Raw genomic sequence first — 18,479 nt, forward strand, 5'->3', positions numbered from 1 at the left:
TTCAAGTCGATTGCCTGAAGCTTCTATCGGAATTCGCGCTCACGGCAAAGGCACAAACTCGTCCTCATCCCCCGGTACGATGTCGAAACGGCCGGTACGCCACTCTTCCTTGGCCTGTTCGATGCGCTCCTTGGAGGAGGACACAAAATTCCACCAGACGTAGCGGCGCGATGTCATCGCCGCACCGCCGAACAGCATGATGTGACAGCCCATCGCGCCTGCCTCCAGCGTGATCTCGTCGCCGGGGCGAAAGGCCAGCAGCTGGTCGGCGGCAAAACGGTCGCCGGAAATGACGAGTTCGCCGGAGAGAATGTAGATCGCTCGCTCTTCATGGGCGGCGGAGAAGGGGAATTTTCTGCCCGGCTCCAGTGTCAGGTCGACATAGAGCGTATCGGAAAAGGTCGGGACTGGCGAAGACAACCCGTCCAACGCGCCGATCACCACGCGTCCGGAAGCACCCTGCCAGTCGATGATCGGCATCATTTCCCGCGCCGTGTGGGCAAAGGCGGGATCGATTTCCTCCATGTTGTCCGGCAGCGCCAGCCAAGTCTGCAGGCCGGACATGGCGAGCGGGTGGCCGCGCAGATTTTCGGGCGTGCGTTCGGAATGCACGATGCCGCGCCCTGCCGTCATCAGGTTGATGTCGCCGGGCTTGATGACGAGTTCGGTGCCGAGGCTGTCGCGGTGTTTGATTTCGCCATCGAACAGATAGGTGACGGTGGAAAGCCCGATATGCGGGTGCGGCTTGACATCGAGCGCTTCGTCGGCGCGCAGAACCGCCGGTCCCATGCGGTCGAAAAAGATGAAGGGCCCGACAAGGCGGCGCTGGCGGGTGGGCAGAGCGCGGCGCACGGCAAAACCGCCGATATCGCTGGAGCGCGGAATGATCAGGTTCTCGATCGCATCACAGGCAAAGGCATCGCCGGGGGCGGGATCGGTGCCGGGGAAAAAGGACATGGGGCCGGTCTCCTTGTTGTGATCTGTTGCCTGAAAAAAGGCCCCGCCCCAAACCCCTCCCCACAAGGGGGAGGGGCTTAACCCAGCCGATCCGCTGCTGCTTGATTGAGACAGCGGGTTGCCACAAGTTTTCTCCCCCCTTGTGGGGGAGATGGCCGGCAGGCCAGAGGGGGACTTTCTCCAAAGCGATCGCTCTGATCTGATGATATACACAACCTAGCGCGCACCTTAGTTCACCAACAGTCCCACCTCACGCAACACACTGTTCCCCGAAGCGCACCGCTTCATATCACGCGAACCGGTTGCCGATCATCGGGCTCCACTGTTCGCCCACCAGCCCGTTCAAAAGCACATCGCCACGTGTGATGGCGCCAAGAATTTCGGGGTCGCGGCTATGGATCATGCTGGAGGCGGTATTGGTGAAGCCGATGCGGCGGCCCAGCATGGCTTCCATCAGATAGGCTTCGGTGCGGCCGATCACGGCGCTCGCACCATTGTCCGCCGCATGCGCAATCAGCGCGTCGATGACGGCGCCCTCGGCGCCCGCAGCGGCCACGACCTGCAGCACCCGCGCCGTGGATCTCTTTTTCAGGTGGTAGAGAAAACAGCCGACCGGCTTTCCGTGGTGATCGGTCACCGCGCCGAAAAATGGTGAACCGAACTGCTGCTTTTCGATAGCCTGCCGGGAAAGCGCGGCAACATCCTGAAGGTGCCAGCGCGGGCGCAGCGCAAAGCGGCCGGAAAGTTCGGTGAAAAGCGCGGCAAACCTGTCGGCATCGATATGCTCTGCGGTCGCGCCCTTGGCCGTGCTGCCGGCGCCATGCACAAACCAGCGCTGCCGGTTGGGGCGAATGCGCTTGCGCAGCATGTCGTCGGCGGCGCCGGCAACGGGCGCCAAAAGGCCGAGTGGACGGAAACGCTGCGCCACCTGATCCATCAGCCACTGTGTCGGGCGGATGATGCGCAGCCAGTTGAGGCTGTGGGTCGGAAGCGGCGTGCAGCCCAGCCGCTGGCCGAGCGTGCGGGAAATGTCGCTGGTCGTGTCGGCGAAGGAAAAGTCCTGTGGTCCGGCCAGTGCGGCTTTGAGCAGTTTGGGGCCGATCAGCGAGTGTCCGGCGCGGTTGTCGGCCATGATCGTGCCGAACAGCGCACCGCTGACCTGCCTGTGGCCGATGCCCATCGCCAGGTGGTGCCGTCCGATAAAGCCGGAAATGCCGCTCCGGCTTTCATGCACCAGGCTCGGCAGGTTTTCATGTACGAGCGGATGATCGATATAAATATTGCGCAGGCAATCGACAAAGGCAGCCGAAGGGGCGGCATCTGTTCGCCTGAATGCTTTTTGAAAAAGCCGGGCCACTGCCGGAATATCCGCCGCCGCCAAGGCACGTATCTGACCCATGAAATTGCCACGCCCCCGGCGCATAAAACCATCAATTTTCAAGGGAATGGATAGGGGGAGGCGATGAAAACCCGTTCAAGATAATGGATGGCATTTGAGCGGTCTGACCTTTTGCGGGTCAGGTAAAAGGTCACAAGACCGTTATTCGCCGTCCAGCGGCTCCACACCCTGCGGCTTGCCGGCGCGGTCGAGGCGAATTTTTTCGATGCGGTTTTCGGCGGCAGCCAGCAGCTTTTCGCAGTGCTTCTTCAACGCTTCGCCGCGTTCGTAAATGGCGATGGATTCGTCCAGCGCCACGTCGCCGCGTTCCAGCCGGGCAACGATGCTTTCGAGTTCGGCGACAGCCTTCTCGAACGAATACGCGCTGACTTCGTTGAGTTCGACCTGTTCCGACATTCTCAGCCTCTCATCAATCTGCAGATATGCAGGCCCGCCGATTCGGCCAGGCCTTCCAGATCATAGCCACCTTCCAGCAGGCTGACGACCCGGTTGCCGGCATATTTGCCGGCGATTTCCATCAGCCGCCCGGTCGCCCAGTCGAAATCGTCGCCGACAAGGTTGATCTGCGCCAGCGGATCGCGGTGATGCGCATCGAAGCCGGCGGATATCAAAACGAAGTCCGGGCGAAAGTTTTCGAGCGCCGGCAGCACGCGGCTCTTGAAGGCATCGCGAAAATGGTCGCTGCCATCATTGGTGGCCAGAGGCGCGTTGACGATGTTGTTCTTGGTGCCCGTTTCGTCGCGCGCGCCCGTATAGGGGTAAAGCGGCATCTGGTGCGTCGAGCAGAACAACACGGACGGATCGTCCCAAAAGATGTCCTGGGTGCCGTTGCCGTGATGCACGTCCCAATCGACGATGGCGACGCGTTCGACACCGTAAACCTGCTGCGCATGGCGGGCGGCGATCGCCACGTTGTTGAACAGGCAGAACCCCATGGCCTTTGATTTTTCCGCATGGTGGCCGGGCGGGCGGGCGGCGACAAAGGCGTTGTCCACCTTGCCCGTCATCACGTCGTCCACCGCCGCCATCGCACCGCCGATGCCGGTGAGTGCAGCCTGCAGACTTTTGGGGCTGAGATAGGTGTCGGCTTCCAGCTGGTGGATGGCGCCGTCTTCCTCCGGCACCTGCCGCATGACGGAGAAGAGATGCTCTTCCGGGTGGGCCAGCAGCACCGCGTCTTCATTCGCCTGTGGGGCGGGCTTGCGGTCCAGTTCGGCGAAGTTGGGATGCTCGAGCGCGATCGCCAGCGAGCGCAGCCGGTCGGCGCGCTCCGGGTGGCCGGGCGGCGTGTTGTGCTCGAGAAAGATCTCGTGTTCGTAAAGGCGCGTGGTCATGGCGGGCCTCGTTCTCCTTGGCGCCCGGATGGGCAATCGCGAAATGGCGCAGGTCGAATGCTTTTCAAGCGGTGGAAAATACCCGCTCGGATGCTCCTCGCAAGCGGTGGCATATTCAATGGGTTGGCAAGGATGCCACGACTATCTTCTCCCCAGCGGGGAGAAGTGCCGGAGCGAAAGCGAGGCGATGAGGCGGGCGACACGGCAAGACTTTGCGATGTGGCTTCGCTCCCCCTCATCCGACCCTTCGGGCCACCGCCGGGGCGAGCCACTGGTCTCGCCCGTCCTTCGGACCCCCTCAAGGGAGAAGATAATTGGAGACTGCCGCGCCCTCTAAATCGTTCCGGCAACCCATCAAGCCCGCTGCGGCAGAAGCGGATACCCCACCATCACGGCGCGGCCGGCAAAGGCGGCGATCAGGGCCTTCAGCGCATCACCCGGAACAAAGGCCAGCGTGCCCATGAACGCAGCCGGCAGGCCAAGGCCGGTGACAAACGCCAGCCACAAGACACCCAGAAGGTGGCAGAGGAACACACCACCAGCCAGCGCTGCGACAAAGAAATATGTGCCCTGCACAAGGCCGGTCTGGCGAGCGTTGACGAAACGCTCGGACATGTAACCGGTAACGAACGCCGCCGCCAGATAACCATAGAGGTAACCGGAAGGCGGCGCCATGAACACGCCGAGACCACCACGACCACCGGACAGCACCGGCAGGCCAATGGCGGCCAGCAGCATGAACAGCGCGACCGTCAGTGTGCCGCGCTTGGCGCCCAGCACCACGCCGGCCAACATGACGCCGAGCGACTGCGCATGCACCGGCACCGGAATGAAGCCGAGGCTGACAGGCGGGATCAGGCCCAGCGCCACGATGATGGCGGCAAAAAGGGCGACAAGAACGAGGTCTCTGGTGCTCATGCAGTTAGAATTCCCTTAAAATCGTGGGGGCAAATTGCTAGCGAATGCCGCGCGCGTCAATGGCGGCGGCAATTTCATCGGCGTTCTTCAGTGTCTGGATCAGCAGCGGCACGATCAGCGTGACCGGTCGCACCTTCAGTCCACGCGCCTGATGGGCATCACGGATGCTGCGGTAGCGCAATGTCACTTCCGGCACGAAGCGGATGACGAGGCCGACCGAAAGCCCGATATCGGCGGCGCGCACCAGCCCGATCCGCTCGAACGGTTTTGCCGCCCAGGTGATCGTGTCGATGAAGGCGCCGATCGAGGTGGTGGCGGTGATGGCGGCAGCCGCCAGCATCAGCGCGGTCAGCCGGAACAGGATGGTCAGCGCTTCGACGGGCGGCTGGAACAGAAGCGCAAACAGCGTGACGGCAAAAATGGTGATGAAGGCGGGCCGCAGCCGTGCAACGCCTTCGCGCCAGCCTATGCCGGTGGAGCTATAGGCAATGGCTGCTGCCAAGGCTGCAAAGCCGAGCACCACCGGATGGCTGACGGCAAACAGAAGCAAGCTGAACAGTGCCAGTCCGCCAAGCTTGGCCCTGGTCGGCAGCCGATGCAGCAGGCTTTGGCCGTCGAGGTAAAGCGTGTTCATGCGCCGGCCAGCGTTCTGTATTGCGCGATCACCTGCGAAGGTTCTCCATCGCCGATCAGGCGGCCGCCGGAAAACAGCAGGACGCGATCAAAACCTTCGACCAGCGCCAGATCATGGGAAATGACGATCAGGTTCTCGTCCATGCCCGCCATGGTGCGTTCCACCAGATTGCGGTTTTTCAGATCCAGCTGGTTGGTCGGCTCGTCGAGGATCAGGATCTTTGGCTCAGTCACCAGAACAGAGGCAAAGGCGGAGAGCTGCAATTCGCCGCCGGACAGTTCGTGGGTGCGGCGCTCGGCCAAATGCGGAATGCCGAAACGGGCCAGCACGCCATTCACCGCTGCATCGATCTGCGCTGCCGAAAGCTTGCGGCGCTTCAAGCCCAGAGCAATATCTTCCTTCAATATCGGCAGGATGATCTGGTTCTGCGGGTTCTGAAAGATGAAGCCGGCTTCGCTGCGCACCGCTTCCGCATCCTTCACCGTATCGAAACCGTTGACCGAAACGCGGCCGGAAGAGGGTTTCACCAGCCCGTTGATCAGCCGCGCAAACGTCGTTTTGCCGGAACCGTTCAGCCCGATCACGCCGATGCGCCGTTCGCTTAAGTGCACAGTCAGCGGTTCAAGCGCGGTGCGACCGTCATAGCGCACGCTGGCCTCTTCGAAATGGATGTCCAAGCCGGTCCCTCAGTTTCGCTTGGCTCTATAAACCCGATAGAGATTGAGGGGAATGCGGAACGAAAAAAGAACATTGCAACCGGCGAATTCCCGCCCTAGTCTCTGTCTCATGGCTATACTGATCTCGAACGAACAGGCACGGCGCATTTTCCTCGAGCGGCAGGGCCTGTCCGCCGCGCCGAACCGAGCACTTGACAAGGCGGGGCTGCTGGCGCTGATCCAGGCGATCGGTTTCGTGCAGGTGGACAGTATCGCCACCGTCGAGCGCGCCCACCACATGATCCTGTTTTCGCGCAACCAGACCTATCGGCGCGACCACCTAACAGCGCTTCTGGAAAAGGATGGCGAGCTGTTCGAGCACTGGACGCATGACGCCTCCATCCTGCCATCGGAATTTTTCCGCTACTGGAAACACCGTTTTCGCCGCCGCGAGCCGCATCTGGCCGAACGCTGGAAAAAATGGCAGGGCGAAAACTACGATTCCGCCTTCGAGGACACCTTTCGCCATATCGCCGAAAACGGCGCGATCATGTCCCGCGACATGAAGGCCGAGGATCATAAATCGGGCGGCTGGTGGAACTGGCACCCCAACAAGACGGCGCTCGAATATTACTGGCATATCGGCAAGCTCTCGATCGCCGGCCGCCGCAATTTTCAAAAGATCTACGACCTCACCGAGCGCGTGCTGCCGCTGCACCATCACGAACCGGAAGTGACGGAAGAGGTTTTTTTGGACTGGGCGTGTCGCAGCGCGTTGACCCGGCTGGGCTTTGCCACATCCGGTGAAATCGCTGCCTTCTGGGCACTGGTGACGCCGCTGGAAGCCAGGCTCTGGGTGGAAACCCATCGCGACGAGCTGGTGGAAATTCTGGTCACCCCCGCAAACGGCGGCCGCCCGCGTCCGTCCTATGCCTTTGCCGGTTTTCCCGAAAATCTCGGAGACATCCCCGAACCGCCCAACCGCATCCGCGTGCTCAGCCCCTTCGATCCGCTGCTGCGGGATCGTGATCGTGCCGAGCGGTTGTTCAACTTCAACTACCGCATCGAGATTTTTGTGCCCGAGCCGAAGCGGATTTACGGCTATTACGTCTTCCCGCTGATGGAAGGCGACCGCATGATCGGCCGCATCGACATGAAGGCGGATCGCAAGGCCGGTACGCTGGATGTCAAACGCCTGTGGCTGGAACCCGGTGTGCGTGCGTCAGCCGGACGGCTGGAAAAGCTGGAGGCGGAGCTGCTGCGCATGGCGCGGTTTGCCGGGGTGGAGAGTGTGCGTTTTCTGGAGGGCTGGCGGGGGGAATAGGGGAATGCCGAGGGTGCGGCATAGATCCTTCTCCCTGTCTTGACGGGGAGAAGGTGCCGGCAGGCGGATGAGGGGCAAATCTCATCCTCAGAGTTTGCCGCTGCCCCTCATCGCCTCGCTGATGCTCCGGCACATCTCCCCGCGCGCGGGGAGAAGAAGCAAGCCGCACCGCTTCAATCCCGATACACTTGCCGGTGCCCCTACAGCCCGGCCGCCTTACGCAATTCCTTGGCCATCACCGTGCGCCAATCCTTGCCACTGGCCTTGTACTTTTCCAGTACATCGGGATCGAGCCGCAGCGTGACGGCCACTTTGGGCGCCTCGACGCGTGGACGGCCACGAGCGGCGATGTCCTTTTCCATCTTGGCGGCGAGTTCAGGATAGACTTCGCGGAAGGGACGGGCGTTTTTCAGCTCCTCTTCCGTCCATGGCGGATTGTCGGAGACCTCATCCCAATCTTCCTTGGTGTAGCCGCGTCCGGGCTGGAATTCACTCTGCTTCTGGGGCTTGTTGGTCATTCGATAAGCCTCCTCTCGTCTTGGCGGGCGGGGCGCATGGAAATCACCGACAGCCCCTCCGACCCCAAGGTCACGAAAATTGCAGCGATCACGCCGTTCGCCAGGCGCCCGATCGCTTTCCGGCGACCAAGTTTAGCCGGAACAGTCACGGCGGACAGAAAGAATTCCTCGGACAGATCACCGAAATCGAGATCGTGTTTCTCGATATTCGCAATCCGCTTTCGCTCGTCCCAAACAATCCGCATTATTCGTACACGAAAAATCGCCCCCCAGCAACGCCCGAGGATTCCTCATGCCGGCATGCTCCGCAATCCTGCGGATTAAGGGGGGAGCGCTATTTCGCCCGGCTCTTCCTGGCCTGACCCTTGCGCATCTCATCCAGCGACCGAAAAAACTCCGGCGGCAGGACTTCGCGGGCGGGGCGCATGCGCGCCAGTTCCTCGTCGGTCAGCTCCGGGCTGTCGACGGAATCCCAGTCTTCTTTCGTGTAGCCGCGCCCCGGCTGGAATTCCTTCAATGTCGGATGTTTGTCTGTCATGGAAGGCGTCTCCTTTCCTTCGGACTTGCAGGACGAAAACTGATGATGGAAATGGCCTCACTGCCCAGTCCGGCGTAGATTACCACAGCCGTGCCATCGCGGTAATAGCCGATGGCCTTGACCCGGCCGCTATGGCTTGGCTCCAGAACGGCCGTTTCCCAACCGAAAAACATCACGTCCGCAAAATCGAGGCCGTATTTGTCCAGATTGGCCAGCCTTTTCACTTCGTCGCAAACGAAGATCATCTTGAATATCCGTACACGAAAAATCGCCGCCCAACAATGAGCGACGATCCATCATGTCCAGCGATGCAGCAATCCTCAAAACCGAGGGGAGGCTCAGTCCAGCCGCCCCGTCTGCCCGCGATCGCGCAAATAGTGGTCGGCGATGGCGCAGGCGACCATGGCCTCGCCGATCGGCACGGCGCGGATGCCCACGCAAGGATCGTGGCGACCCTTGGTGCGCACGTCCACGTTCTTGCCGTCGGCATCGATCGACTGGCGTTCGGTCAGGATCGAGGAGGTCGGCTTGATGGCGAAACGCGCCACCAGCGGCTGGCCGGTCGAAATGCCGCCCAAAATGCCGCCGGCATGGTTGGAGAGGAAGATCGGCTCGCCGTCATTGCCCATGCGCATCTGATCGGCATTTTCCTCGCCTGTCAGTTCGGCGGAGGCAAAACCGTCACCGATTTCCACGCCCTTGACGGCGTTGATCGACATCAGCAGGGACGCGATATCCTGATCGAGCTTGGCATAGATCGGCGCGCCAAGGCCGGCCGGCACGCCTTCGGCGATCACCTCGACCACAGCGCCGATCGAGGAACCGGCCTTGCGGATACCGTCGAGGTATTCTTCCCATACCGGCACCATTTCTTCGTCCGGGCAGAAGAACGGGTTCTGGTCCACCTGTGCCCAGTCCCAGTTTTCGCGATTGATCTTGTGTTTGCCGATCTGCACCAGCGCGCCGCGCACGGTCACACCCGGCACGACGAGGCGGGCAATGCCGCCGGCGGCAACGCGGGCAGCGGTTTCGCGCGCAGACGAACGGCCGCCGCCGCGATAGTCGCGAATGCCGTATTTGGTGTCATAGGTATAGTCGGCATGGCCGGGGCGATACTGGCGGGCGATCTCGCCGTAATCCTTGGAGCGCTGGTCGGTGTTTTCGATCAGCATGGAAATCGGCGTGCCGGTGGAGATCATCGTGACGCCATCCGCATCCAGCATCACACCCGAAAGCACCTTCACTTCGTCGGCCTCGCGGCGCTGCGTCACGAAACGCGACTGGCCGGGCTTGCGCTTGTCCAGCCACTGCTGGAGGTCGGCAAGCGTGAAGCGCAGGCCGGGAGGGCAGCCGTCAACGACGCAGCCGAGCGCCGGGCCATGGCTTTCGCCCCAGGTGGTGACACGGAAAAGATGACCGAAGGAATTATGCGACATGGGACCCCGCCGATAAGCGGGATCCGTTCCCGCCCTAAAGCGGGTTTGTCATATTAAAATACGCTCTCAGGGGAAAGCCTTTTGTGCCGTCGCGTTGGCTGGCCGTGCTTCGACAAGGTTCCAGCCGCGCGCCGCCGCTTCGTTGAACGCGTCGAAGGGCAGGGGCCGGGCAAAGGCATAACCCTGCAACAGGTCGCAGCCCAGTTCGCGCAGCATGGCGGCATGGGCCATGCTTTCCACGCCTTCCGCCACCGTTTCCACGCCGAGCGAACGGGCGATGTCGATGATCGAGCGCACCAGCGTGCGTTCCTGCGGCGAGTTGAGGATCGGCATGACAAGCTGGCGGTCGATCTTCAGGCGTTTCGGTTTCAGCTTCAGAAGGCTGACGATGGACGTATGGCCGGTGCCAAAGTCGTCGATCTCGATATCGATGCCGAGAGCCTTGATGCGTTCGAGATTGGAGGTCGCCGCATCCTCGCTCTCATCGAGGAAGATGGATTCCACCAGTTCGAAGGAAATCTGACCGGGGGTGATGGCAAGCGTCTTCAATGTGTCGATCAGCGCATCGTCATGCAGACGTTTGGACGAGACGTTGACGGAAACCTTCGGCACGTCGAGCCCGAGTGCTGCCCAGCGCATCTTGTCCTTGAGCACGGTCTGCAACACGATCTGGTCGAGCGTCGCCGTCACGTTCAGTTCGTCGGCGATTTTGAGGAACCGATCGGGCGCGAGAATGCCGTGCTGCGGGTGTTTCCAGCGCACCAGCGCTTCGGCACCGGTCAGCTTCATCGTGCGGGCATCGAATTGCGGCTGGTACCAGGCGACGAATTCGTCCTTTTCGATACCGGACAGAACTTCGTCGGCGGTGCGCTTGTGGCTGATGATTTCGGCCTGCAGGTTCTGCGTGAAGAACTCGTAGCGGTTTCGCCCCTGCGCCTTGGCGCGGTAAAGCGCGATATCGGCATTCACCAGCATGCGGCGCGCATCGATATTGCGGCCGGTCGCTTGCGCAATGCCGATCGAGACGCCGAAACGGCAGGCGAAACCTTCAAAATCCACCGGCTGGCGAATTTCCGCGATGATGCGGTTGGAAAGAGCGGCCGTGTGGGTGGTGCTGCAATCGTCCTTGACCAGAATGACGAATTCATCGCCGCCGATACGGGCAACGAGATCGCCGGGATTGACGTTGCGCAGCAGGATGCGGGCGGTGTGCACCAGCATGGCGTCACCGGCTGCATGGCCGAGCGTGTCGTTGATCTGCTTGAAGCGGTCGAGGTCAAGATGCAGGATCGACAGTTTCTGGCGTTCGCTTTCGCTGGCGCGGGAAAGCTCATCGAGGGCGATGTCGAGGCTGCGGCGATTGGCAAGCATGGTCAGCGGATCGTGCAGCGAATTGTGCTCGATGCGGTTCTTGGCCATCTGCAACTCGATATTGCGGGCCTCGGCCTCCTGTTTGGCGGCGCGCAGCTGTTCGGTCAGGATGGCATCGTCGGTCACGTCGAAGGCCAGACCCACCACCTTGCGGCGGCCATCGCGGCCGACATGGATCTTTCCGACGGAGCGCACATACCGGATGCTGCCATCCGGCTGCGGCACGCGCACGACAAGCGGTTCCTCGCTGCCGGGGCCGAAATGCGCGGAAATGCGGCGCGCTTCCTCGCGGTCTTCCGGGTGGATCAGCGCCATCCACTGATCGGCGGTGATATGGCCATCGGTGTGCGGAATGCCGTGCAGCTGCGACAGGCGGGCATCCCAGTGCTCGACCTTGCTGTCGGGCAGCGATTCCCAGATGCCGCAGCGATAGCTTTCCAGCGCGATGCCCAGCTTGGTGGTCAGTTCCTCCAGCTGCTGCTCGCGGCTGTAAAGCTCGTCCAGCGCCAGTTCCAGCTCGGCATTCTTGATGTCGCTGACTTCCTTGGCGCTGCGCAGAGACTGGTTCAGCGTCATGTCGGCGGACACGTCCCAGACGATGCCGGCCACCCGCTGGCTGCCATCCGGGTTGCGATAGCTGGCACCGGCGGAGCGCAGGTACCGCAGGCTGCCATCGCTGGCGGTGACGCGGTAGATGACGGAGGAGGGTGTGTTGGCGCAGGCACAGGCGAAGAAATAAGCTTCCGCGGCCGGCCTGTCTTCCGGGTGGATGGAGGCCAGCCATTCGCTCATGCGATTGTCGCCCTCCGTCGCGGGGCCGCCATGTAATGCTGCGGCGCGGCTGTCCCAGAAGAGATCGCTTTCGGTCAGTTCCCACACGCCCATATTGGACGCTTCCATGGCGAGCGCGAAACGCTGCGACAGCTCGGTCAGCGTTTCCTCGCGCAGGCGCAGTGCCGCGATATTGCGGTTGCGTTCGCCGATCAGCAGGCTGGCGATGAATACCGGGATGATCATCGCAAGGCCGGCCAGCAGCAGCTGCAGGCGGAAACTGGTCTGGTTGTCAGGTGTGGCATCCCAGCCCGCCTTCGGCATGGCCTGCAATTGCCACTGCCCACCGGCGACCGGAATGGTGTGTGCGGCCGGGCCGTCCAGTCTGGTGCCGAAGAAATTGGCGCCGGGCGTATGCGCGGCATCGCTGATGGCGATCTTCAGCCAGCTGAGATCGATCATCGGCGCGGCATCGGGCTTGCGCGGCAGAAGCGAGATACCGACGCTCTGGAACAGGTAGAGCTTGTCGATGGCCACGACCAGCGCGCCCCAGTTGCCCTGTTTCTGCGGGCCATTTTCGATCGGCAGCACCAGCACGATGGCCCGGCTTTTGTCGCTGGTGATCACCACCGGCTCACGGATGCCACGTTTGCTGCGAACGGTTTCGGCCAGTGCGGCGGTGCCGGCGCCTCGCAGGATCGGGTTTTCGGCGAGCGGTTCTCCGCCGGGCGTGAAAATATGGCCGAGTTCGAAATCCGGCGCGAGCGCCACGGTGGCGAAATGCGGGTTCTTTTCCAGCGTGCGCTGCACGAACGACTGGAAGGCGGTGTCTGTTGTGGCGCTATCGGGGCTGAACGCATGCACCAGATCGTCGGCGGTATCGAGATCGGTCTTCAGGCGTGAGGCCATGCGCACGCCGAGCAGGGTGGAGGCGCGTTCGGTGGTCTTGCGCAATTCCTGCCGGAAGGAGGATGTGTTGCGGTAGTCGACGGCAATGCCGACAATGATGACGGCACCGGTAATGGCCAGCGCGGCGGCCAGCGCCGCACGCCTGCTCATCAGTTTGTCGCTGAAACGGCGACCAAACGGAGTTCCAAATACCAAGCCAGTTACCCTTACGCATTACCCGGATCGTGCCCTGACCATATTCGCGCAAGGTTAATCTAGGATTGAGGAATATAGCCTGATTGCCGGTCGCAATTTGTTGTGGATCGATGTCTGCGGGGGCTTGTCGGAAATTTACCCGAAACCCTTGAATCACAGTTAATTTTCCGGTCATGAATAAGACCGGAATTGACACGATCCCGAGCAAATTCTGCCACAATCAGGAGGCTATCTGTGCACCAGTCGAAGTCACCGAACCGCTCCCTTAGGGCTTACACAATGCGCATCCTCATCGCCGCACTTCTGGCAACGGCCAGCATCCTCTCTCCCATCAACGGTTGGGCGCAGAGTGTCGATGTCGAAGCGACCATCAAGACGGTGGATGTGAACAAGCTGATGCTGACGCTGGACGACGGAAAATCCTACCGCGTGCCGGAGGAATTCAACTTCGATGGCCTCAAGGCCGGCGTGAAGGTCGTGGTGTTCTACACGGTGGTCGATGGCAACCGCGTGGTGGATGATCTGGAAATCGTGCAGTAAGGCCTTTGAGCCGGACGAGCTGCTCAACCGATTGTCGAGGCCGGTGAGTTTATTCTACCGCAGAAGCCCGTCGATATCGAAATCCTCCCAACCGCGCAATTTCACAGCGGGATCGTCAGGATCTCGTTTCGGCTGTTTGGCAACCTTTTTGGTCTTTTTCAGTGATCGCGTCAGTTTTGCCTGATACGCCGCCCGCCGTCTGTTTTCCGCCTTCGCCTCGGCATCCTCTTCCCGCCATTGATCGATGAGACCCCTGTCGAGAAGATCCTCGACTATTCTGGGGTCGAAGACATGAAAGGTGATCTGGCGTGCGCGGCCGTTCAACCGCACGGTTCGCGTGCCGGCACTGGGCAGACGCCCGTCCGCGAGCCATCGATGACGCTCGCTCGTCTTGATGGTGAGGATATCCTCGATCTCGCGGGGGATGACAGGCAGGTTCTCCACATCCTCCAACACCTTGGAAACTGTGGCGACCGCTGCGGAAAAGGCGGCCTTGTTGCTGGCGGGCATGACAAGAGTGAGGTCGCTGCCTTCAAGAATCAGCGCCTTCTTCGAGGTGGCTGGAAGCCTCGCCTGAATTTCCTGCAGGATGCCCTTTGCCCGAACGGCCGACCCCAAGGTGGCGGCAGCCGACAGCGTCCATGTTCTCAGCAGTTCGATATCGGTCTGTGCGGCTTTGGGCATTTTGGGAAGATGGGGTTTGCAGGCCTCGAGGTCAACGATGGCGTTATGGGGTGAGAAGGGGCATTCGATGATGTATTTCAATCTGTCGTCCGCTCTGCGGCAGAAGCGGACGTTGCCTCGCTTCATCTCTGAGCCTTGACAATGGGTCAGTCCAGGCTTCAGACGAGACGTTTCTCCATTACAAAATCGGTCTGCTTATCATCACCAACTTGGAAAATATCCGTTCCGATCACGTCAAATCCAGATTTCTTGTAAAACGCGACTGCCCTGGTGTTTTTCTCGTAAACAGTCAAACTTATCCGGTCCTTACCCTGCTGTCGGACATTGGCAATGACCTCGGCGAGAAGGGCCGACCCCACCGATTTACCTTTCCATGCTGGATCGACGTAGATTCGGTTTAGAAACGCTGAACGCGTATCGCCTTCATCGAGTTCGACATGTGAGTAGCCTATAATGTCCTCGCGAGAAATTGCGAGCACCACACGACTACGATGACTTTCGATTTCCTCGCACTGTTTTACCGGAGTGAAGTTTTCAGAAATATAAGCCTCAAGGTCGGATTCTGGCGTGTCGGTGCTGTAGGTCGTTCGGAATTGCTCGGCAGCGAACTTAGCGAGTGAGCTCGCATCCGACGGCAATGCAAACCGGATTTCGAACTGCCTTTCCAAGTTGGTAATCCCTTGAGCCATGGCATTTGTCACTGCAGCTTACCTTATTGGCAGGTAAATGTGGAATTTGTGCTTTGGGCGAGAGGCTGTCGTCGAAAGCCCGAAGACCCCACGACCGCGCAAAGCGATACGCCGAGTTCTCATACCGACGCTTGGCAAGGAAGATGGCTCTTATCCGATGGAGTGAACCCGCAGTTTCATCTATAAAAGTCACTGTCTGGAGGTTTGGGGGGAACTGACATGCCTTTGCTTGCGCTGCACCATGTATCGATCATTACGGCTGATCTAAAAAAATCGCTGCCGTTCTACTGCAATGTGTTTTGTCTTTCAGAAATTCCTCGGCCCGACTTTCCGGTAGCTGGGGCGTGGCTCGCCTGTGGCGGCTTGCAAGTCCACCTCGTGGAGTATCGGGAAGGTACTTTCCGGCGACGCTCCGTCATCGACCGTAACGACGGGCATTTTGCATTTCGGACCAATGACTTCAGTGCAATTCTCGAACATCTTGACGAGCTAGGCTTTCGAGAAGATTTACCTGAAGATGATCCGAAATGCCTGATGGTCTCCCGCAAAAGTCTGGCTGGCTTCCCGCAGCTTTATCTTCGTGATCCTGACTCGAATATCATCGAGATCAACGGAGCGGATTGAAAGCTTATTACCACGTTCTTCAATTTGCCAATGATCGGTTTGGGCCGAAACCTGTCACACAGCGCCCAGCTCACCCCAAGCCGGCCTCAGATCCAGCCGATCTTCTTCTCATCCCGATTGATCACAAGAATCCGGTCCTGCGGGATCGGAATGCTCGCGGCCTCATCTTCCGGCATGTTGCCGACGAGGCGGAAGAGTGTGCGGATGACGCCGCCGTGGCATACGCATACGGTCGGCTGCGTCACCGATTGCAGCCATGCGCCAACCCGCCATGAGAGAATTTCATAACTTTCCGCGTCAACGCCGGGCGGGATGAAACCCCATTTTTCGGCCTTGCGGGCGGCGAGCTTTTCCGGCTCGCTCTGGCGCACTTCCTTCAGCGTAAACCCTTCCCAGTCTCCGAAGGAAAGTTCGCGAAGGCGCTCGTCGGTGCGGTAGTGTTTTGGGTCGAGACCCATCGCCTTGCGCAGGCGTTCCATGGTCTCGCGCGTGCGCGCCATCGGGCTCGACACGAAGTCGAACTCGGCGACCTGATCGTCGATCAGGCCGCAGAGTTCCTCGCCGTTGGCGGTCGCCTGGCTGCGACCGAAATCATTGAGATCGATATCCTTCTGGCCTTGCAGCCGGCCCTCGGCGTTCCAGTCTGTCTGGCCGTGGCGAATGACATAAATCAGCAATGCGGCATGCCTTTATTTTATAAAGTGTCAGTCCTTGATAACGGAAATATCCGGTGCGTCTACCGCCTTCATTCCGATCGTGTGGTAACCGCTATCGGCGTGATGCACTTCGCCGGTGACCGAACGCGACAGGTCGGACAGCATGTAAAGGCCGACATCACCCACTTCCTCGATGGTGACGGTGCGGCGCAGCGGCGCGTTATACTCGTTCCACTTGAGGATATAGCGGAAATCGCCGATGCCGGATGCGGCCAGCGTCTTGATCGGGCCGGCCGAAATGGCGTTGACGCGGATGTTCTTCGGGCCGAGGTCGACAGCCAGATATTTGACGCTGGCTTCGAGAGCCGCCTTTGCAACGCCCATGACGTTGTAGTTCGGCATCACCTTTTCCGCACCATAGTAGGTGAGGGTCAGCATGGAGCCGCCATCGGTCATCAGCTTTTCGGCGCGGCGTGCGATCGAGGTGAAGGAATAGACCGAGATCTGCATCGTCTTGGCAAAATTGTCGGCAGACGTGTCGACGTAACGGCCGGTCAGTTCGTCCTTGTCGGAAAAGCCGATGGCGTGAACGATGAAGTCGATCTTGCCCCATTCTTTTTCGACATTGGCGAAAACTTCGTCGATCGTGGCCTCGTCGGTCACGTCACAGTGGCCGGCCATGAAGGCGCCGATTTCGGTGGCCAGCGGCTCGACGCGCTTCTTCAGCGCATCGCCCTGCCAGGTGAGAGCGATCTCGCCGCCCTGTGCGTGAATGGCCTTGGCAATGCCCCATGCGATCGAGCGGTTGTTGGCAACGCCGAAGATGACGCCGCGTTTGCCTGCCATGAGGCCGGTAGCCTGAGCCATGAATAGTCCCCTGAAATGCAGTGGCGGACACCCGCCTGAATAGAAGGTTGCCTATGGCATAGGCCGCCCCGCCGTTCAAGCTTGTGAAAGATCATCTCATGTTAGGGACCGTAACAAAGGGTGCGCAATGGTGAATACCGTTGCAGAACTTTCACACATAAAGCCCATGGCGCATGTGTTTCATCAGGTCGGTGACCTTCTCGTCGGGCTTTTCCCACAGCACGACGCGCAGTTCCACAACGAGATTGCCGCGCCCGCCTTCGCCATTGGCAATGCCAAGGCCCTCGAGCGTGATGCTGCGATCAGACCCCGACCATGCGGGAATGGCGACCGGCACTTTTCCGCCGGGGGTCTCGACCTGCGTCTCTGTGCCGAGCACCGCATCTTCCAGCGAAATCGGCAAAACGGTGTGCAGATCAAAACCTTCGAGGCGAAAACGCTCGTGGCGGGCAACGCGCACGGTCACGACCAGATCGCCGCGGGCGATGGGGGAGGGCATTTTCAGTCCCTGGCCCTTCATGCGCACCACATGGCCATCGGTCATGCCGGCTTCCAGCGGCAGCCAGACGTCGCGTTCGTCGGCCAGATGCATCGGCACCGTGGTCTCGGCCATCAGGTCATCGAGTGTGACGATGACTTCCGCCGTCAGGTCCGGTGCCTTTTCCGGGGGCACGCCACGCCAGCGGCGCATGAGCGAGGCCACCAGTTCGACGGCCTGCAGGGGGAGGGGCGGTTTTGGTGCGGGCTCGGCCTTGGCAGCGCTGTCGTCGCCAGCCTGTGCGCCTGTATCTGTTGCTGCCGTCTCCGGCCTGGCCTCGGATTTTGCCTGGGCTTTCGCCTGTGCCTGTTGTTGGGCCTGTTGCTGTGCCTGCTGTTGGGCTTGAGCGCGGGCCTGAGCCGCCGCCTTGTCGCGGGCGGCATCGGCGGCTTCGTCGCCGGAGCCAAAAATGCGCTCGACCATGTCCTCGGCGTCTTCCACCGCAGGTTCGGCCGCGCTGTTCGCCTGCCTCTGGGCATTTGCCTGAGCCTGGGCCTGAGCTTTTGCCTTGGCTTGTGCCTGTGCCTGGGATTGCGCTTGTGCTTGAGCCTGGGATTGAGCGCGCTGCGCATTGGCGCGCGCCAGTTCTTCCATCACCTTTTCGGCGTTGGCACGTGCGGCCTTGGCGCGTTCTTCCGCCTGCCGCGCGGATTCGCGCTGCTGCATGATTGTCTGGTGCATATCGGCAGCCCTGTCGTAACGGCGGCGCTTGTCCGGGTCTTTCAGCACGTCATAGGCCTGGCCGACTTCGGCAAAACGGCCCGTCGCGCTCGGATCATCGAGATTGTGGTCGGGATGGACGGATTTCGCCTTCGTCCGCCATGCAGCCTTGATTTCGTCGGCGTCCGCGGTGCGTTTCACGCCGAGGACAGAATAGGGATCGCGCATCGTGCACCACCGGTTACTCTAGGGCGGCGGGTC

At 60.7% G+C, this 18,479-nt stretch carries 20 protein-coding genes and 1 pseudogene; 3 read left to right on the plus strand and 18 right to left on the minus strand.

All coding sequences use genetic code 11. The features are described from left to right. Positions 1-39: 39 nt before the first annotated feature. From EDF70_RS08275 to EDF70_RS08305, 7 genes are all read right to left on the minus strand, one after another. Entirely contained in the window at positions 40-957 is a 918-nt protein-coding gene (locus EDF70_RS08275; RefSeq protein WP_132272882.1) for a pirin family protein, read from the minus strand. 289 nt (positions 958-1,246) lie between these two features. After that, positions 1,247-2,356: a hypothetical protein gene (locus tag EDF70_RS08280; RefSeq protein ID WP_132272883.1), complete on the minus strand. Its 1,110-nt coding sequence runs from the start codon at positions 2,354-2,356 to the stop codon at positions 1,247-1,249. 141 nt (positions 2,357-2,497) lie between these two features. Next, positions 2,498-2,752 carry an exodeoxyribonuclease VII small subunit gene (locus tag EDF70_RS08285; protein ID WP_132272884.1) on the minus strand — a complete coding sequence of 85 codons (255 nt, stop codon included), beginning with the start codon at positions 2,750-2,752 and terminating at the stop codon, positions 2,498-2,500. A gap of 2 nt (positions 2,753-2,754) precedes the next feature. After that, complete coding sequence (locus tag EDF70_RS08290) at positions 2,755-3,690, minus strand: histone deacetylase family protein (protein WP_132272885.1); 936 nt, start codon at positions 3,688-3,690, stop codon at positions 2,755-2,757. A 354-nt stretch (positions 3,691-4,044) separates the two neighbouring features. Further along, complete coding sequence (locus EDF70_RS08295; protein ID WP_132272886.1) at positions 4,045-4,608, minus strand: biotin transporter BioY; 564 nt, start codon at positions 4,606-4,608, stop codon at positions 4,045-4,047. Positions 4,609-4,645: 37 nt separating this feature from the next. After that, complete coding sequence (locus EDF70_RS08300; RefSeq protein ID WP_132272887.1) at positions 4,646-5,242, minus strand: CbiQ family ECF transporter T component; 597 nt, start codon at positions 5,240-5,242, stop codon at positions 4,646-4,648. After that, positions 5,239-5,919: an energy-coupling factor ABC transporter ATP-binding protein gene (locus EDF70_RS08305; protein ID WP_132272888.1), complete on the minus strand. Its 681-nt coding sequence runs from the start codon at positions 5,917-5,919 to the stop codon at positions 5,239-5,241. Before EDF70_RS08305 ends, EDF70_RS08300 begins: the two co-directional genes overlap by 4 nt. A 109-nt stretch (positions 5,920-6,028) precedes the next feature. Between EDF70_RS08305 and EDF70_RS08310 the strand changes: the two genes are divergently transcribed. Next, positions 6,029-7,222, plus strand: coding sequence for a winged helix-turn-helix domain-containing protein (locus EDF70_RS08310; protein WP_132272889.1), 1,194 nt, complete (start codon positions 6,029-6,031; stop codon positions 7,220-7,222). Positions 7,223-7,422: 200 nt separating this feature from the next. Here the strand turns inward: EDF70_RS08310 and EDF70_RS08315 are convergent, their stop codons facing one another. From EDF70_RS08315 to EDF70_RS08340, 6 genes and pseudogenes are all read right to left on the minus strand, one after another. Further along, entirely contained in the window at positions 7,423-7,740 is a 318-nt protein-coding gene (locus EDF70_RS08315) for a BrnA antitoxin family protein (protein WP_132272890.1), read from the minus strand. Then, positions 7,737-7,985, minus strand: coding sequence for a BrnT family toxin (locus EDF70_RS08320; RefSeq protein ID WP_132272891.1), 249 nt, complete (start codon positions 7,983-7,985; stop codon positions 7,737-7,739). Before EDF70_RS08320 ends, EDF70_RS08315 begins: the two co-directional genes overlap by 4 nt. A 101-nt stretch (positions 7,986-8,086) precedes the next feature. Further along, positions 8,087-8,278: pseudogene (locus EDF70_RS08325) on the minus strand (hypothetical protein); the annotation flags it as partial. Next, complete coding sequence (locus EDF70_RS08330; RefSeq protein ID WP_132272893.1) at positions 8,275-8,523, minus strand: BrnT family toxin; 249 nt, start codon at positions 8,521-8,523, stop codon at positions 8,275-8,277. The pseudogene EDF70_RS08325 and the gene EDF70_RS08330, both read right to left, overlap by 4 nt. A 93-nt stretch (positions 8,524-8,616) precedes the next feature. Then, positions 8,617-9,714 carry a chorismate synthase gene (gene aroC / locus EDF70_RS08335; RefSeq protein ID WP_132272894.1) on the minus strand — a complete coding sequence of 366 codons (1,098 nt, stop codon included), beginning with the start codon at positions 9,712-9,714 and terminating at the stop codon, positions 8,617-8,619. 66 nt (positions 9,715-9,780) lie between these two features. Next, positions 9,781-12,915: an EAL domain-containing protein gene (locus EDF70_RS08340; RefSeq protein WP_132272895.1), complete on the minus strand. Its 3,135-nt coding sequence runs from the start codon at positions 12,913-12,915 to the stop codon at positions 9,781-9,783. Positions 12,916-13,239: 324 nt separating this feature from the next. Between EDF70_RS08340 and EDF70_RS08345 the strand changes: the two genes are divergently transcribed. Continuing rightward, positions 13,240-13,500, plus strand: a complete 261-nt coding sequence (locus EDF70_RS08345; RefSeq protein WP_132272896.1) for a DUF1344 domain-containing protein — start codon at positions 13,240-13,242, stop codon at positions 13,498-13,500. 54 nt (positions 13,501-13,554) lie between these two features. Here the strand turns inward: EDF70_RS08345 and EDF70_RS08350 are convergent, their stop codons facing one another. Both EDF70_RS08350 and EDF70_RS08355 read right to left on the minus strand, forming a co-directional pair. Continuing rightward, entirely contained in the window at positions 13,555-14,184 is a 630-nt protein-coding gene (locus EDF70_RS08350) for a hypothetical protein (RefSeq protein WP_132273682.1), read from the minus strand. Between the two features lie 158 nt (positions 14,185-14,342). Further along, positions 14,343-14,885 carry a GNAT family N-acetyltransferase gene (locus EDF70_RS08355; RefSeq protein ID WP_132272897.1) on the minus strand — a complete coding sequence of 181 codons (543 nt, stop codon included), beginning with the start codon at positions 14,883-14,885 and terminating at the stop codon, positions 14,343-14,345. Positions 14,886-15,092: 207 nt separating this feature from the next. Here EDF70_RS08355 and EDF70_RS08360 point away from each other — a divergent pair, with 207 nt between their 5' ends. Continuing rightward, on the plus strand, positions 15,093-15,497 hold the full coding sequence (locus tag EDF70_RS08360; protein ID WP_132272898.1) for a VOC family protein: 405 nt from the start codon (positions 15,093-15,095) through the stop codon (positions 15,495-15,497). Between the two features lie 86 nt (positions 15,498-15,583). Here EDF70_RS08360 and EDF70_RS08365 read toward each other — a convergent pair whose 3' ends face one another. The 3 genes from EDF70_RS08365 to EDF70_RS08375 all read right to left on the minus strand — a co-directional run bounded on the left by EDF70_RS08365 (position 15,584) and on the right by EDF70_RS08375 (position 18,446). Next, a complete protein-coding gene (locus tag EDF70_RS08365) occupies positions 15,584-16,174 on the minus strand; it encodes a histidine phosphatase family protein (protein WP_132272899.1) in 591 nt (196 codons plus the stop codon). Positions 16,175-16,201: 27 nt separating this feature from the next. Beyond that, complete coding sequence (gene fabI, locus EDF70_RS08370) at positions 16,202-17,020, minus strand: enoyl-ACP reductase FabI (RefSeq protein ID WP_132272900.1); 819 nt, start codon at positions 17,018-17,020, stop codon at positions 16,202-16,204. A gap of 151 nt (positions 17,021-17,171) precedes the next feature. Then, a complete protein-coding gene (locus EDF70_RS08375) occupies positions 17,172-18,446 on the minus strand; it encodes a DnaJ C-terminal domain-containing protein (RefSeq protein WP_132272901.1) in 1,275 nt (424 codons plus the stop codon). Positions 18,447-18,479 lie beyond the last annotated feature (33 nt).

This window comes from Neorhizobium sp. JUb45 (assembly GCF_004343585.1).
Classification (GTDB): Bacteria; Pseudomonadota; Alphaproteobacteria; order Rhizobiales; family Rhizobiaceae; genus Neorhizobium.

Bases quoted from the DNA above. Each gene is read 5' to 3' on its own strand.
- EDF70_RS08275 (WP_132272882.1), bottom strand. From the start codon at position 957: ATGTCCTTTTTCCCCGGCACCGATCCCGCCCCCGGCGATGCCTTTGCC.
- EDF70_RS08280 (WP_132272883.1), bottom strand. From the start codon at position 2,356: ATGGGTCAGATACGTGCCTTGGCGGCGGCGGATATTCCGGCAGTGGCC.
- EDF70_RS08285 (WP_132272884.1), bottom strand. From the start codon at position 2,752: ATGTCGGAACAGGTCGAACTCAACGAAGTCAGCGCGTATTCGTTCGAG.
- EDF70_RS08290 (WP_132272885.1), bottom strand. From the start codon at position 3,690: ATGACCACGCGCCTTTACGAACACGAGATCTTTCTCGAGCACAACACG.
- EDF70_RS08295 (WP_132272886.1), bottom strand. From the start codon at position 4,608: ATGAGCACCAGAGACCTCGTTCTTGTCGCCCTTTTTGCCGCCATCATC.
- EDF70_RS08300 (WP_132272887.1), bottom strand. From the start codon at position 5,242: ATGAACACGCTTTACCTCGACGGCCAAAGCCTGCTGCATCGGCTGCCG.
- EDF70_RS08310 (WP_132272889.1), top strand. From the start codon at position 6,029: ATGGCTATACTGATCTCGAACGAACAGGCACGGCGCATTTTCCTCGAG.
- EDF70_RS08315 (WP_132272890.1), bottom strand. From the start codon at position 7,740: ATGACCAACAAGCCCCAGAAGCAGAGTGAATTCCAGCCCGGACGCGGC.
- EDF70_RS08320 (WP_132272891.1), bottom strand. From the start codon at position 7,985: ATGCGGATTGTTTGGGACGAGCGAAAGCGGATTGCGAATATCGAGAAA.
- EDF70_RS08330 (WP_132272893.1), bottom strand. From the start codon at position 8,523: ATGATCTTCGTTTGCGACGAAGTGAAAAGGCTGGCCAATCTGGACAAA.
- aroC (WP_132272894.1), bottom strand. From the start codon at position 9,714: ATGTCGCATAATTCCTTCGGTCATCTTTTCCGTGTCACCACCTGGGGC.
- EDF70_RS08340 (WP_132272895.1), bottom strand. From the start codon at position 12,915: ATGAGCAGGCGTGCGGCGCTGGCCGCCGCGCTGGCCATTACCGGTGCC.
- EDF70_RS08345 (WP_132272896.1), top strand. From the start codon at position 13,240: ATGCGCATCCTCATCGCCGCACTTCTGGCAACGGCCAGCATCCTCTCT.
- EDF70_RS08350 (WP_132273682.1), bottom strand. From the start codon at position 14,184: ATGCCCAAAGCCGCACAGACCGATATCGAACTGCTGAGAACATGGACG.
- EDF70_RS08360 (WP_132272898.1), top strand. From the start codon at position 15,093: ATGCCTTTGCTTGCGCTGCACCATGTATCGATCATTACGGCTGATCTA.
- fabI (WP_132272900.1), bottom strand. From the start codon at position 17,020: ATGGCTCAGGCTACCGGCCTCATGGCAGGCAAACGCGGCGTCATCTTC.
- EDF70_RS08375 (WP_132272901.1), bottom strand. From the start codon at position 18,446: ATGCGCGATCCCTATTCTGTCCTCGGCGTGAAACGCACCGCGGACGCC.